This window comes from Sinorhizobium sp. 6-70, from assembly GCF_030124375.1.
Taxonomy (GTDB): domain Bacteria; phylum Pseudomonadota; class Alphaproteobacteria; order Rhizobiales; family Rhizobiaceae; genus Sinorhizobium.
Map to the genome: position 1 here is coordinate 25088 of NZ_JASKLS010000025.1, position 14751 is coordinate 39838.

A 14751-nucleotide genomic window follows, 5' to 3' on the forward strand; every position below is an offset into this window, starting at 1 on the left:
CGAGATTCGGTTCGCCGGAACAGGGTCGCCGCATTCCGCGGCGCTGTAAAAGGTCATCCAGATCCACAAGGGCCGGCAATGAGACCCGAGGCGTCCCCAATTCCATGCCAGCACAGCACGCCGCATCGAGCATCCAGGCTGCGATCGCCGTCACAACGCCGGGCATGACCTCAACGTGGACAAACTGCCCCTTCTTACGGTTCTCGCTATAGTGCAGCCGCAGACGACGACCGAAATAGGGATGCCAGCGATAGTGGACGACAACTTCTCGCCCGACATGGGCAGAATGTTCGGTAGATGGCCATCACCAGGAAAAATAGCCTCTTCGCTGGTAGCGACGGCGGCGGCAGGACCTGGGCGACGATCGCGACGCTCCTCCAGACGGCAAAGATGAATACCGTCGATCCCCAAGCTTGGCTCACCCAGACACTTGAGCGTCTTGCAAATGGATGGCCCAGCAGCGAAATTGACGCCCTCATGCCGTGGAACTACGCGGCCTGAACGGCCCTAGCTTGTCGCTTACGCGAAATATATAGCTGCACCGTTGATCGCGGGCGCGCCGCCTAGATGCGCGTAGAGGGTCCTCGAGCTCTCCGGAAAGAAGTCTTCATTGACGAGGGCGATCATTGCTTGCATGGATTTGCCCTCATAGAATCCGTAATCATGCCTTCAAGCCGCGCAAACAGGCGGACCGACGCTTTTGTTTCCTCGGACGGAATGCCATGACATGGGTAGGCGTAGTCCTCGAGAAGTATCACATCATCATCGGTGATTTCCGTGCCGAGCTCGACAAGCTTTGCGGTATGTTGGGCCACTTGTTAGCACCTGCGCCTTGTATGGCCGGGGGTCGCGGAGGCATCGATCACGTTTCGCTGTCTGCCATCCTTGGCGAAGCCGACGACCATCCCGGCTTGCATAGAGCCAGTCACAGTGCAAACGACGATGTAGTCGAAGGCAAAACCAAGCTCTTTCTCTTGGGCGCGCACCTCCTCCACGAACCCGACGTACCCAAGGCCGCCATATTTGTGAACTGAGGCCCCGGCCTACTGCCCCTTTGCTTGACTTCATCGAGCGCCTGCGACAACTGCCGATGTCAAAGCCTTGATCAACTAGCCGCACCTCTGCGTCCATGATCCGGCTCAAGAGAATGTTTCCGACTCGGTCGTAGACGGCATCCTCATGTGGCACCCAGCTCTCCTGTACCAAGCGGCGACGACGGCAACCATCCGCGTGTGGTTGGACTGCACTCCGCCGATGGAGACAAGCGTATGCTTTCGACGCGATCGCGTCCGGGATGATATCTTCTAGCTTGCGCAGCGTGTTTCCGCCGAACGCCAGCCCAGAATTGCAGTCCTCACATTTGGCATAGATTTCAACCTTTCCCCCTAAATGCTTGCCGAGGCGTTCAAGCTTCCCGATCGGCGCAGGTCCAAAGGTAAGCGGGTAGCGACCGAACCTTTCCAGCATGTTCTCTCCAGTGTTCTGATTGAAGTCAGCCGCTTTCCGATTTCCATAAGACCCCGTTTCTTCCAGCGCCTTCCTCTGCCGGGAAACGACGCGACCTTGCACACCGGCGTGCTACGTTGAAGAGAGCAACGCCTATGGAAACCGAAAAGCTACATGTCGCTATGCATTGGTGAATGACTTGAAACCGGTCGCTCTGGCAGGTCATGTCCCTTCAACGCCTAGCTCCATCTCCACCGAGCCAAATTGGCGCGGATCTAAGCCCTATCTGTCACGGAGCCGGAGGAGACCGATGGCGAGCTGTCTGGCATTTACGGAAATGCTCAGACCTCTGGGCATCTCTCTGATCGCAGCTGGACCGCCAGATCAGAAAGATTACACTCCCGAAATAAGCTACCTGAAGAAGCAGACAACCAACCAACGTTGCGACGATTACCTGGCGAATGGAATGGGAGAAGAAATAGACCGTGAGAGCGTTAGTGCAAAGGAAAAGTGCCAGGACGCTACAGAAGACTCTGAGGGGCAACGCCGTTCTCCTGGTTTGGCATTAGATCAGACAGTATCCTTGTCAGCCGCAACATGGGTCTGGCAGTTCTTCGGGCAGACCCGAGCGCAGGCTCCGCAACCAATGCAGCGGCCGGCCTGGTCGACGGCCATGATCATGCGATTGAGCTCACCATCGAAGTCGTCGTCCTCGTCGTCGCAGATGCCGAGGACTTCGCCCGCATCATCGATGCCATAAAGGTGCATGACCTCGCGCGAGCAGACCTTGAAGCAGCGGCCGCAGCCAATGCAGGTCGTGCCATCGATAACAGTCAGATATTCGGGCATCCAGTTCGTGCCGTCGCGGGTAAGAAAAGGGCTCGTCATCCTGAGTTCTCCAACGCGCTGAGCTCTCTCTTCGCAGCGTCCGGCTCCGCAAAGACATCGAACGTTCTTTTGGCGACCGCCTTGACCTCGCTCCAGTTGACTGGAAGGTCCTCGGCGAGTTCGTGCAGTTCCATCTTCGCAGTCCCGGCGCGCGACTGCAGTTTGCGGACTTTCTTCCTCAGTTCTTCAAGGTCTGGCATGATCTCGTTCCTCGAAACCTGGGTCAGGCCCGTGCAGCGTCAGGATGGGCTTCGATGGCGGCTATCGCATCGTCTACCAGTTTCGCACCCGCCTTAGCGAGTTTGCCAAGTGTGTCGAAGCCGAACCGACGGACCTCGCGCATGGTCTTCGACAGAACCACCAATCGGCCGGTCGTGAGAACGACGCGACCGGAGCCCTCAGGGCTGATCATGATGGTCGATGATGCAAGCAGCCCGGAGCGCTCCTCGATCGCAAGCGCCGCGCAGGTGTAGAAAATCTGGAGCCTCCACAGCACGTCCGGATCGGGATCGCCGATGGTCGGGATCTCACGATGCCGCTCCTTCGTGACGATGAAGTCGGCGAGTAGGTCGGCATCGGATTTGTCTTCCCAGATTCTATAGGTGTCCTGTGCGCGGATCAGGCGGATGAGACATTTGACGAACGGGGTGGCAAGGGTCGTCTCGTCCGCGTTCTCAGCACGGATGACCGCGGTATCCGACGGTGTTGTCATCGTTCGGTCCTCATTCTCGAAGGATTGCTTTTTTGCGGCACCTGCTTCCGTCAGCACCTTGCGCAGCCAGGGCGGAGGCGACGTCTTGAGCATGGTCTGGCCTCGCGACAGTACGTCTTCGATGGACTGAGGCTGCGGCACTTTGATCGGATGGACTTTTGCCGAGACAACTTTGGCTGTGGAGGGCCACCTCGGCCGGTATGCTTCTAGCCTCTTCCACGCAATCGCCTCCTCCTCTGGGATGAGTGTCTCTGTGCGCTCGATGAGCTCCGCATCGGCGTCCTTCTTCACAAGCAACCCCGCGATCTGCGGGAGCGCTTCCGAGGTGTCGGTGATGCCGTAGACGGAGTCCTCGAAAAGCGGTATGTCTCAGTGCGCCTCCAGCGCGCTACACCAATGCCGGTCATCGGCTCGCGCCGCCTCGGAACGAAGCGCTTCAAATCCCATGCCACTTCGGGCCGATCACGCCAACGGAAGAATTCGGTCTTGTTTTTCAGCTGTTTAGTCTCAGTCTAACAGTCTGAACAAACCTGTGTCGCGGATCCGACAAGGCGACAAAGGCGTCGGATCGCGTGAGTGTCAAATCTCGTCGTCACGAGCGATCTGTTGATCGCGCAAACGTCTCCAGGTCAAGCCGGTCCGGGGATCGGCCAATGTAGCGGGAGAACTTCGCTACCGCGTGCACCTTTAGCGTCATGCGTGGCCGGCGACAGATTGCGGATCGTCATGCCCTCGATCATGCGCAGTCGAAGCGGTTCATCTCGGCCATCTTATTGCTCCTGTTCTCAGGATTGCACTCCAACAGCAAAACAGCAGCTCAGCCACAAACCGTCCCGCCAATGCCGCGCGCCAGAGGCCTCGTTCAATCCTCAAAATGCAGCTGCATCCAAAAAATCTGTCAAAGCAGTGCTAAGCCGCCTGTTGGGCGAGATGGGTTCCTCCTCTGGCGATCGATGGCCGAGTGCTGAGTTTGGCCGCTTCAAAAGTAGATCTGTTCGGTGAAACTCGGCAGCCGTTAGGCAAATCGGCGAGCTGTGGTACCCGGCAACGCAGACATCCTCGACTTTCAAGGTGTTCATGAAGCTGTTATCACCAGAGGCTGATGGTATCACGGCCGTTCCGGTATCCAATCCATTTCACTTCCAGGGTAGCGATGATGGGGCAGATTGATAAGTGAGAGTTCGACTGGCAATTTACCACTGTGCGAGCCGATCAATTCGGCCGGTGATGCTGATTACACCGAATCCGCCGTCAGGATGCGGCGGCGAGAGGGAAGATCAGCCATTATGGGCGACCAGGAATCGTTTTGCGGCGGCGGCCGCGGCCCTTGCGATTCTGTAGCACACGCTTAACCCTGTCGGACGACAGCGCTGCGCGACCGCTGGGTAGTCAAGTGGAGGCTGCGCCTCATCGAATACCGATCGAATCTAAGCGCGCTTACGATGCGGATTCTGGAAGAGGCGATTTGGCGCTCAAATGCTCATTAGGTCTTCTTTTCCAAAAGAAGTCATTCGTCGACCATAAGGATGGTCGCGCAAAGAAGAACATGCGGAGCTTTGGGAAGAGATGAACCTGATCCTTTCACCTGCCCAACGCCATCGCTTGGGCGAAGATGTGAGTCAACGGGACCGAAAGGGAAGGTGAGGACTCAGATGAGCAAGATGGCGGGCGCAGGCCCGGATCCAATATCGCCGACCACGTTTGCGCCGCTCAGGAACCCGGCCTTTCGTTCGATTTGGTTAGCCATGCAGGTTTCCAGCCTTGGTTGGCTGATGCAGACTGTGGCCATCAGCTGGCTGATGGCCACAGTCTCGACTTCCGATCTGATGGTCGCGCTCGTACCGGCTTCATCGACGCTGCCTGCGTTCATCCTTTCTGTCTTCGCCGGGGCAATTGCCGATAATTTCAGCCGTCGCAGGGTCATGTTCGCCGCTCGGTGCCTTATGGCTATAGCATCTGCAATGCTGACCGCGTTTGTTGCGCTGGGCTTTGTCGATCCGTGGATGATCCTCGGCTTCAGCTTCTTAGTCGCATGCGGCGCAGCTCTCAACGATCCCGCCTGGCAAGCTTCGGTTGGCGATATCGTGGACCGACGCGATGTTCCCGCTGCCGTTACCCTCCTCTCTGTCGGCTTCAACACCGTACGGACCGTGGGCCCGGCGCTCGGCGGCATCGTGGTTGCCTCGTTCGGGCTTGTGTCGGCTCTCGCCGTGACGACACTCAGCTACCTGGTACCTCTGGGCACCATATGGCGCTGCACGTGGAAGGTTCGTTCCTTACCTCTCCCGCGTGAGTCGATGAGAATTGCGATCTATGACGGGCTGCGCTTCACGGCAATGTCTTCCGAGATCAAGGCCGCGACCACTCGTGGGACACTCTTCGGACTGGCGAGCACCGCCATTCTAGCGCTGCTGCCCTTGGTTGTCCGAGACCAGTTAGCGGGAGGGCCGCTCGCCTTTGGCACGCTCATGGCCGGGTTCGGGACCGGCGCGGTCTTCGGCGGCCTCTCCAACAACATGCTCAGACGGATCTTGTCTGAGGAATGGCTGATGAAGCTCTCCTGCGTCGCCTGCGCGGCGTGCTCCCTCTCCCTTGCGCTGAGCTCTTCGCTTGCAGTGGCGGCAATTGCACTCGCCGTGGGGGGCGCGGGTTGGGTCACCGCCTGGTCCCGGCTTGGCGTGAGTGTGCAGTTGGCGAGCCCGCGATGGGTCGTGGGGCGCACCATCTCGATCTACTACGCACTAGTAGATGGCGGCATCGCGGCGGGCAGTTGGGTGTGGGGCACGGTGACCCAGAACTATTCTCTAACCGTGGCGCTGGAGGGCTCCGCTGCAGCCCTGCTGCTTGTCGCTGCAGCCGGTTTTCTGTTTCCTCTTCGCGAGCGCCGCGAATCAGAGCCTGATCCTTTGGAGGAGTTCAACACCCCGGCTGTCGCCCTCGATCTGAAGCCAAGAAGTGGTCCCATCGTGGTCAAGGTTGAGTATCTGGTACCCGAGGAAAGTGAAGAAGCTTTCCTGGAGCTCATGCGCGAACGTCGGCACGTGCAGAGCCGCGTCGGTGCTCGGCATTGGACGCTCCAACGCAACCTTCAGGAGCCGTCGCAATGGACAGAAACATTCCGAACGCCGACTTGGACGGACTACCTTCGCCTCAACTATCGCCTCACGACTGCGGATAAGCAGCTTGACGAACGTGTCCTTCAATTACACGAGGGAGAGCTTCCGCCCCAAACGACGCTTTTGATCGAGCGACCGACAGGCCCCGCTCGCAAAGCCGAGCAATCGAGCCTCCTTTTTCCCCACCGTTGATCTCCTCACAAGTGCGGGGGCAAGCAATCCTTTCCCCTACCAGCGGTGGCAGGAAGATGATACCTGCCCGCCCTAGACGCCATGTTCCGGGCGGACATGTGCCAACCTGGTCCATGGCGCCGCTCGTCGAGGCCTATCAGGCGATGCGCGGCGCCTCGTTCTTGGTCGCGGTGATCTTCACGGCCGAGATCGGGGATGTGCGCCGCTTCGATAGTCCGCCACCGTTGATGGCCTTCCTCGGTCTGGTTCCGGGAGAGCGCTCGACCGGTGACACGGTCCGCCGGTCGAGCCTCACGCTCGCGGCAATCGACGCGCCCGCCGCGCCTTGGTCGAAGCGGCCTGGACTTATCGCTACCCAGCCAGGGTCAGCGAGGCTCTGAGGGTTCGGCTCGAGGGATTGCCCAAGGCTGTCCGCGACATCGCCTGGAAGGCGCAAATCAGGCACTGCGCTTGCTATCCTCGCCTCAACGCCGCCGGCAAGAAACCACCGGTGATCGTGGCCGCGATCGCGCGCGAGATCGCCGCCTTTGGGCTATCGGGCAGGAGGTCGTACCGTCATTGACGAGTTTCGACCCAGCCCGCTGCACAGGCCGGGGTGGGCCACGGTGGGGAACTCCCGTCGCTAGTTACGGGGCCGAGCCAATCCGCTCGACGCCCGCCCTCTAGACCGAGGACAGCCCCGAGACGAAGACACGGAAGCCGGTACCCGACCCGCGGATGAGAGTCTGATCAACCGTCGTCTCTGACCTCCACCCCCGGCCCGGTGCAGCTTCAGCCAATCCGACTGCTTCGCACGCTCGCGCCAAGTGGCCGATGCCGGTCGCCTTCAGCCTTGACAGGGAACATGAGAGACTAGCCGACAAATGGCGCGCAACTGTTCGTCCAGGCGGCGTAGCCGCTGAGCCGCGTCCTCGATCGCGTCGATCTTCTCCTGGAGCACGATCTGCTGCGCCGTATGCTCGAAGCTCTGGCGGGCAAGCCAGCGGCCGGTGCGCCAATGTCCAATGGCCGCCGCCTTCGTAGATCCGCCCATGGCGCAGGAGGAAAGAGAGTAGTTGCTGGCGTTTGCGGCGCAGGTCGTCGGCGCTGGCTTCCTGAGCCCGGACCAGATCGCGGACAGCCTCGTGGACGACGTCCGGCACCCATACCACGGTCAGCTCGCCCGCTCGGTGCAGCCGCGCCAGCGTGACCGCGTCCCGTCGGTTCGTCTTGACTCGCTCGCCCGACCGCTTCGGGATCAGGGCCGGCGTGACCACCATGCAGTCGTGCCCAAGATCGCGGACCTGACGGTACAACCCCTAACCCGTCGGCCCGGCCTCGAAGCAGACGTGCAGTCGATCATACTTTTTTCCCAGGTTGATCGTCCGCTCTATCGTCGCAGGGTCATTCTCGATCTCGCCGACGAACCGAACCTCGCCCGACCGGCCGCCCCCTGCAATCGCCACCGCGTGCTTCTTCTTGACGCGACAAACGCTGCGTTATACTCCCCCATGGCTCGCCTCCGTGTGTAAGGATCCGCTCGGCCCATCCGAGCAACCCTCGTCTTTCAATCGCACGAAAAGGCGGGCCACCGATGCTGGCACGAGAATATCGCAAGTTGGAAGCAACTGGTCAGGATCGATTGCTGCCTCTTTTGAACCGCAAAGGAAATGATGCTCGCGCATAGGTCTCCGAGAGCCTTTTTGGCTAGCACTCGAACGCTCAAACGCATTATACCGGCGTTAATGCGGACAAGTTACTATGCCGCACTTGCCCCGAAGGGAGTCCAGCTTCGCAAATCCCGACTCTTTTCGAGGCTCCTTCTCATATCCGTCTGAACCCGGTCACCTTTTGCCCCCTAAGGCTAGTGCTCGAGCGATGGACAGCCAAGCCCTTCCTGACAAAATGGGCCCGCCGTGTGGTCGCTAACGCCGATGATCTTGACGCCTCGCCTCGCGAGCGTAGCGGCCGACCACCGGGCCGAAGCCTTGGACGATCGCAGTGCACTGGGGGTCCAACGCAATCTCGTCCATGACGCGCGACGAGGCAGGCGATACCGCGTCAGATTGCCTCGAGACGCGGCTTTCCCTCATGTGATGGTCGACAGTCACACTTCGGCACGTGAAATGCCTGCAACGGGGGTATCCAATGGGGCAATCGCTCATCAGGTGCAACCTCATCTGAACCGATCCACCACGCCAACATCCCGGTCCCCGCTATTACCACTGAGGAGACGACATGTGCTTGACCATCCCACCCTTGATAAATTGAATGCCATGGGTCTGACCGGCATCGCCAAAGCGTTCAACGAACGATCCTGAATGGCTCGGGCTGCTGCTCGAGCGAGAGTGGAGCTGGCGCTACGATCGCAAGCTTGCCGCACGTCTCAGGTTCGCCAAGCTGCGCCACCAGGCCGTGCGCGAGGATGTCGATTATCGCAGTGGCCGCGGTCTCGATCGGGCGCTGTTCATGAAGTTGATTGGCGGCGACTGATCGATGCCCACGACAACCTCGCGATCTGCGGCCATCTGGCGTCAGCAAAGCTGGTTGGCCTGTGCACTCGGGCACAAGGCCTGCCGCGACGATCGTTCCGTTCTTTATCTGCGCGTGCCACGGCTGTTTGCCAATCTCGGCCTTGCTCGCGGTGACGGTCGCTATCCAACACTGCAGCGGACCCTCGGGCGCGTCCAGCTCCTGATCCTCGATGATTGGGGCCTGGGGGCGCTCAACGAGCAGGCGCGCACGACCTTCTGGAGACCCTCGAAGCTCGCTACGGACGCCGCTCGACAATCATTACCAGCCAGCTTCCGGTGTCCGCCTGGCACGAGCTCATCGGCAATCCAACCTATGCCGGTGCCATCCTCGACAGCCTCGTTCACAATGCCACCGCATCGATCTATCTGGCGAAAGCCTGCGACGAAACCAGCGCCGGAAATCTTGACTCGTCACACGAATGAACTAACAACAACCACAGCCAGCAGGACCCCAGCCTCAAGGGGGCGAGATCATCCCGGAATACGGGGGCGCAATCATCGCGGAACAAAGGGGCGGCTCCCTCGGAATCGGCAAAAAATGGTCACAACTATCCACCGGGGGTCGGTATCACTTACTAATGCCGGCCCGGAAGTCTCTGAGCTTGCGATACACCCAGCGGCTCCTGACCATGTCTTTGATCCTGAGGCCGCTCTTCCAATGGCAGGCCATCTCTTCCAGATCGCGCAAGCTAAGATTGAGGCAGGCCCCAGCGCACGCAAAGCAGAATGACTGACTGGTTAACTGACGCTGCAGACATCGCAACCCTGCGAAAATCGTTGGGACGCTCGCCGGCAACCAAAACGTTGCAACAAAGCCTTCAACTAAATTTACAGAACCTTTGCGACCGCAGATCGCCAACGATGGTACCCTTACCGCGAAGTCTGAGGTCAGGCACGGATAGAAGCTGATGCCCATCTACCCTCGGACCGCCGCACAGCACGTAACAGAGGGTCAACAGCGAATGGAAAGAAGAGCGCTCATCCTAGTCGAAGGCCATCCGGGTAATGGTCCGCGATACATCCAAGCGGCTCGGCGTCTTGGCCTGCATCCAATTACCTTATCGGCTGATCCAGCTCAATACGACTATCTTGCGGCGGAAGGGATCGAGAAAATCCGTGTCGATACGGATAATGTCGATGCGCTGATCAGCGAGTGTTCCCGGCTGCGCGCGACCCATGGCATTGCTGGCATTACAGGTGCCGAGGAGGAGGTCTATGCGACCGTTGGCAAGCTCTGCCAGTATTTCGGACTACCCGGACCAAACCCCGCATCTATTGAACGATGCTGCGACAAATTCACTCAACGTCAGCTCCTCGCGGAGGGCGGAGTTCCAATACCTGCTTATCGCCTGGCAGCGAATGCGGCGGAGGTTGAAAGCTTTGCCGCCGAGATCGGCCTGCCGGTGATCCTTAAGCCAGCCGTCGGCAGCGGTAGCTGCGGTGTTCGATTGTGCCGCAATGTCGATGAGTTAGCCGAACATACGGCCTATCTGTTGGGCGGGAAACACATTTGGCGGTCTTCGCCAAGGATACTAGTCGAAGAATTCGCACAAGGCCCATACTATAGAGCTGACATAATGGGAAATGAGGTCGTTGGGATTTCCGACGCTGACTTCGGCTCTCCGCCGCATTTCGTCTTTCGTCAGTGTGCCTCTCCAGCCCCGTTATCTGAGGCCGAGCATAAACGCGTCGCCGATATTTCGCTGAGCTGTTTGCAAGCTCTCGGCCTTGGCTGGGGGCCCACGGCCATTGAATTCAGGTGGACGAAGAATGGACTAGTCGTTATCGAAGTCAATCCGCGTCTTTCGGGTGGGGCCTCTGCTCAACGGGTTCAACTGGCTTACGGTGTCGATCTCATCACCGAGCACATTAAGCTCGTCATCGGCGATGAATGGGATTTACGCAAGAGGCATTCGCACACTGCGGTCACGCGCTACCTACTTCCTGATCGCGATGGCAACCTCGATTGGATCGATGGCGACAGTCGGGCGGCTGCTGTGTCAGGTGTCGTCGAGGTCAAATTGTATGTTGAACCCAAGGCGCCGATCGTCAGGAAAGGCGATGACCGAGACACGATCGGACATGTCACCGCCGCCTCACCCAGCCGTGCTCAGACCGAGGCGACACTTCAGCGTGCCGTCGACTTAATTCGTTGGTCGATCACACCATTTCCGACACTTGGCGAACGGGAACAATAAGTGTCGCTCACGTACCCACACCAGCGCAGGTGGCGCCAGGTAAGAGGTGATGGTCGCCGGACATCGGTGCAATTAAAAGCAGGAGAGACGCAAGTCGATGATGATGATACATCGGTGGTTCCTTCGAATCAGGTTGGTGTCAGCAACCCGACCCATACCGGAGAACATCGATGACCACCCGCTCCGCCGCTAGCTCCCTACGGCGCTGTCGAGGGCGCGCTCGCAAGCGGCTTCGCCACCGCCGAGCTACACCACTTGGCGGGACACGACCCAGGAAGCAGAGTGGCAACTATTCACCTCGCTGATGTATACTTGGCTAAGTTCCAAGATAACGAGGCGGATTGTAGACTACTCAATATCTTCTGTGATTTTGCGGATGCGTCGCAGCACGCCGTCCGTTCCGTGCTCGTGAAATACTAAACTTGCGACAGGCGCTTTCGGACCCTTTCGGGCTCGATTCTGAGGAGTGGAACGCGAACGTCCATGTGATCTTGAGCGCGGCAAAAAGGCGTTTCGTATGCAAAGACGACCCGCGTCGGCGGAGTTGCTTCACTAGGTGCCGGAGCGCTTGCTTTTGACAGCAACGATGCCCTCATTGTCCATAACGGAGCCTGAGCAACGGTTTAGCGTACGCTCAGGTAAATGACGATCAGCTACCGTCGGTGCTCACCGGACGGGTACGATGCAGGTGATCAATCGCCTACATCTGCAGCTCCAATGACACACCACAATTTACATCGAGGTCGGCGAGGCGGTGTAGGATCCGAAGTGCGCGCATCCCCTTGTCTGCAAGACCTGCGCGCGCTGCTGCATGGCGCCCATGCGCTCAAAGCCGAACTGGCCTGCCTATCCGCCAGCCAAGTTGTGAGCTGCAGCAAGCCCTCGAAGCCAGTGCGGAGCGTCTGTTCGATAGGGACGAATGCCGAGCCCGCAGCGGTCGAGGAGAAGCTGCGCCAGGCTTTTCAAGCGGTGCGACTACTTGTTCACCTTCCTCGAACATGAGCCCGTGTCCCGCCGCCATCAGTCGCATGCTCTCTCGCGGCAATAAGACCGAGCGGGGCGCCACAAGTGGCAGGTGATTGCCTCCATGGCCGCTACATGCCGACAAATCGGCGCCTCCTTCGCCGACTTCCTCGCCCCTAGGCTCCCACTCCAAGCGCGCAAAACATGGTGCAACCATCGCCGCCCCGCACCTACAGGCGTTTCCGGGCACCTCTCTATTACTTCCATTGCGCTGTATCCACGCTCGAGTTGCGAAAGATGGGCTACGGGATGCCGATTCCGAAATGCCGCGTATGGGCGACGTCGAGGATGCGATTGACCAAGCTCAAGAAGCTGTATCCGGCCGTCGTCGCGGCCAGGACATAAGAAGCGCGCGCACCGAGCCCCGGGATGGAGTTGATCTCCAGGACAAAGGGCTGGCCGGAGCGATCGATCCGAAGGTCGACCCGGGCATAATCCCGGCACTGACAGGCATGGAAGGTCGCAACCGACATATCCCGCAGCACGGTCGCAAGCCTACTCCCTATTTGCGCCGGGCATATCTTCGGCGGCGCCTCGACCGCCACGTACTTCGCTTTCCAAGTCATAAGACGCGTTTCGCGGTCGCCGAAGTCGTGCTCCACCAGAGGCAACACCTCGGGTTCTCCGTTTCCCAGCAGCGCGACGGCGACTTCTCGCCCGTCGATGTATTCTTCGACGAGCGCATCCTGCGAATACTGCGTGACGATCGCTTCCACGGCCTGCCGCATCTGAGCAGGTTCATGTACGAGCTGCAATCCGAGGCTGCTGTCTTCGAGACGCGGCTTCACCACCACTGGGAATCGCAGGTCGCCGGTATTCTCCGTGCCGTGACGCATCACGCAAAAATCCGGCGTCGGCACGCCGCGATCGCGGATGAGCCTCTTGGTGATGACCTTGTCGAACGCCAGGCCATGCCCGAGCGGGCCAGATCCGGTGTACGGGACACCGGCCATCTCGAGCATGGCCGGAACGTGAGTGTAACGGTACTCGCCCTGAATGCCCTCCGCCAAGTTGAAGACGATTCCCGAAGGGCGGGCTTGCGGATCGGGCGGCATGAACCGCTCGAGCGTAGTGAGCAGTCCTTTATCGCCTTCACACAGCAGGGTCTCGTGGCCGCTTTCTTGCAGTGCCGCCACCACCCTTTCGACTGTCTCGCGGGCGTCTTCCTCCGGACAAGGCTGACCGAACCGGTTGATCACGCCCGTACGATCATGGTTCCACACGACGGCCACCCGCATGAGCTACTCCTTGGATGTTTGTGCGCTGCCACGTTCATTCGCTCGGATTTGGTTGCCCGAGGAGAACAGCACGTCTGGGCTCTGCGCACCTTCACCGTCTCCCATGCAATCGGCGTGCCACTGAAAACCTGCGCGCGCATGAGAGGAGAAGCCATGGGTTTCGGGCCGCGCCGGCGGAATCTGGGCCCCTCAGTGTGTCGGGTTCGAACGTAGATGTTTTCAACTGGACACGGCTGTAAAGCAGCGTTCGCATCATCGCGTCAATGCACAGCGATATACAGTCAACACGCTTGCTTGCCTCCCGACTCGTTAAGCTTCAGCGTCACCGCAGCATTGGTCGAACAGCCTCGAGTTCTTGAACCGCTGCGGCATGTCGATGGTGCTCGTGAACGCCAGACGACGAGACCGACACCGGGGATGTCACCAGAGGCCGGCACATGTCATCGTTGCGAGATGTCCAGTACCTTCTTGTGCAACCGGGCGAATTCCTCAAAGCAGTTTACGCCTCGTTGTCAGCAGCTGCTCCATGATCGCCTGGAGATCAGCCATGCTGTCGACCAGCTCGCGGAGACGCTCCTCGAATTTGACAACTCCAACGTTCCCGACCTTCAGCCCAAAATGCGCACGATCGACGCCCTGTCTAGGGAACGGAAACATCGCGGCGCTTGCAGACCATGCCTCGTGTTGGCTCCATCGGCGCGCTGGCGATCGAGACTTTCGCGCCGCCGGTGGAGACCTTCAAACGCGGCCCAGGTTTAGCCGCCGGGCTCGGGCCCGCTGCAGAAATCGACCGGTGGCAAGCAAGGGGGCAAGACATCGAAGATGGGCCAACGATGGCGCGTGGCATCTGGGCCATGCTTGCGAAAAAAGAGGAATCCGGCGATGGTGCGGACATAATCATTCAGCAACGCACTTGAGCCGGCACGTTCGGGGCAGGAACCTCATGGGCAAATGATCGATCGGGGTCAGGAAAACCAGCCCTGGACTAGAGCCTCATGAGTTCGCAGTTTCAGATTTGGACCTGATCCACGCATCACGATACGGGCCCGCGGCATGTGAAAGGCCGCAAACGGAGGCGCACGAGTCCGCACTCGATCATACGCTCAACAAGTTCAAATTTTCCTTACACAGCGGCTGGCGTCCACATGAGTCCCGGACCATCGTCATCTTCATCGAATCTCGCAAATCCGACGAAATCACTTTTTTGGCACGGGCACTAAGCCAACGTGGGTTCCTCGGGAGTGCCGAGCCTATCCCCAAGCAAGGAAGGAGGGGCCGCCCCGAAACGGCATCCAACCAGGATACAGCATGAACATAAGCGGGCTTCATCAGAGTTCGCTCTCGAAAATCTGGAACGTCTCCGTGAGGAGCTCCACGAAGAGATCGACTTCCGGCTCGGTGATGATAAGCGGAGGGCATGCCAAG

At 59.4% G+C, this 14751-nt stretch carries 7 protein-coding genes and 7 pseudogenes; 6 read left to right on the plus strand and 8 right to left on the minus strand.

Going from position 1 to position 14751, the window contains the following annotated elements; all coding sequences use genetic code 11:
* Window positions 1–300: 300 nt before the first annotated feature.
* A pseudogene (locus tag QN222_RS29600) lies at window positions 301–501 on the plus strand (transposase domain-containing protein); the annotation flags it as partial.
* Between the two features lie 18 nt (window positions 502–519).
* Here QN222_RS29600 and QN222_RS29605 read toward each other — a convergent pair.
* The 6 genes and pseudogenes from QN222_RS29605 to QN222_RS29630 all read right to left on the minus strand — a co-directional run.
* A pseudogene (locus tag QN222_RS29605) lies at window positions 520–1467 on the minus strand (1-aminocyclopropane-1-carboxylate deaminase).
* Between the two features lie 268 nt (window positions 1468–1735).
* Complete coding sequence (locus tag QN222_RS29610; RefSeq protein WP_283965494.1) at window positions 1736–1990, minus strand: exopolysaccharide production repressor protein; 255 nt, start codon at window positions 1988–1990, stop codon at window positions 1736–1738.
* Between the two features lie 26 nt (window positions 1991–2016).
* Entirely contained in the window at window positions 2017–2334 is a 318-nt protein-coding gene (gene fdxB, locus QN222_RS29615) for a ferredoxin III, nif-specific (RefSeq protein ID WP_283965495.1), read from the minus strand.
* Window positions 2331–2534: a CCE_0567 family metalloprotein gene (locus tag QN222_RS29620; RefSeq protein WP_283965496.1), complete on the minus strand. Its 204-nt coding sequence runs from the start codon at window positions 2532–2534 to the stop codon at window positions 2331–2333. The genes fdxB and QN222_RS29620 overlap by 4 nt, the downstream gene beginning before the upstream one ends.
* A gap of 23 nt (window positions 2535–2557) precedes the next feature.
* Complete coding sequence (locus QN222_RS29625; protein ID WP_283965499.1) at window positions 2558–3046, minus strand: NifX-associated nitrogen fixation protein; 489 nt, start codon at window positions 3044–3046, stop codon at window positions 2558–2560.
* A 6-nt stretch (window positions 3047–3052) separates the two neighbouring features.
* Window positions 3053–3232: pseudogene (locus tag QN222_RS29630) on the minus strand (nitrogen fixation protein NifX); the annotation flags it as partial.
* A gap of 1466 nt (window positions 3233–4698) precedes the next feature.
* Here QN222_RS29630 and QN222_RS29635 point away from each other — a divergent pair.
* A complete protein-coding gene (locus tag QN222_RS29635) occupies window positions 4699–6354 on the plus strand; it encodes an MFS transporter (protein WP_283965497.1) in 1656 nt (551 codons plus the stop codon).
* A 104-nt stretch (window positions 6355–6458) separates the two neighbouring features.
* A pseudogene (locus QN222_RS29640) lies at window positions 6459–6912 on the plus strand (transposase); the annotation flags it as partial.
* Window positions 6913–7240: 328 nt separating this feature from the next.
* Here the strand turns inward: QN222_RS29640 and QN222_RS29645 are convergent.
* Window positions 7241–7846: pseudogene (locus QN222_RS29645) on the minus strand (transposase); the annotation flags it as partial.
* 727 nt (window positions 7847–8573) lie between these two features.
* Between QN222_RS29645 and QN222_RS29650 the strand changes: the two are divergent.
* A pseudogene (locus tag QN222_RS29650) lies at window positions 8574–9274 on the plus strand (ATP-binding protein).
* A 555-nt stretch (window positions 9275–9829) separates the two neighbouring features.
* Window positions 9830–11065, plus strand: a complete 1236-nt coding sequence (locus QN222_RS29655) for an acetyl-CoA carboxylase biotin carboxylase subunit family protein (protein ID WP_283965800.1) — start codon at window positions 9830–9832, stop codon at window positions 11063–11065.
* A gap of 1265 nt (window positions 11066–12330) precedes the next feature.
* On the opposite strand, the gene QN222_RS29660 is transcribed toward QN222_RS29655, so the two are convergent.
* Window positions 12331–13326, minus strand: a complete 996-nt coding sequence (locus QN222_RS29660) for an ATP-grasp domain-containing protein (protein ID WP_283965799.1) — start codon at window positions 13324–13326, stop codon at window positions 12331–12333.
* 656 nt (window positions 13327–13982) lie between these two features.
* On the opposite strand from QN222_RS29660, the pseudogene QN222_RS29665 reads away from it, so the two are divergent.
* Window positions 13983–14157: pseudogene (locus QN222_RS29665) on the plus strand (transposase); the annotation flags it as partial.
* Window positions 14158–14751 lie beyond the last annotated feature (594 nt).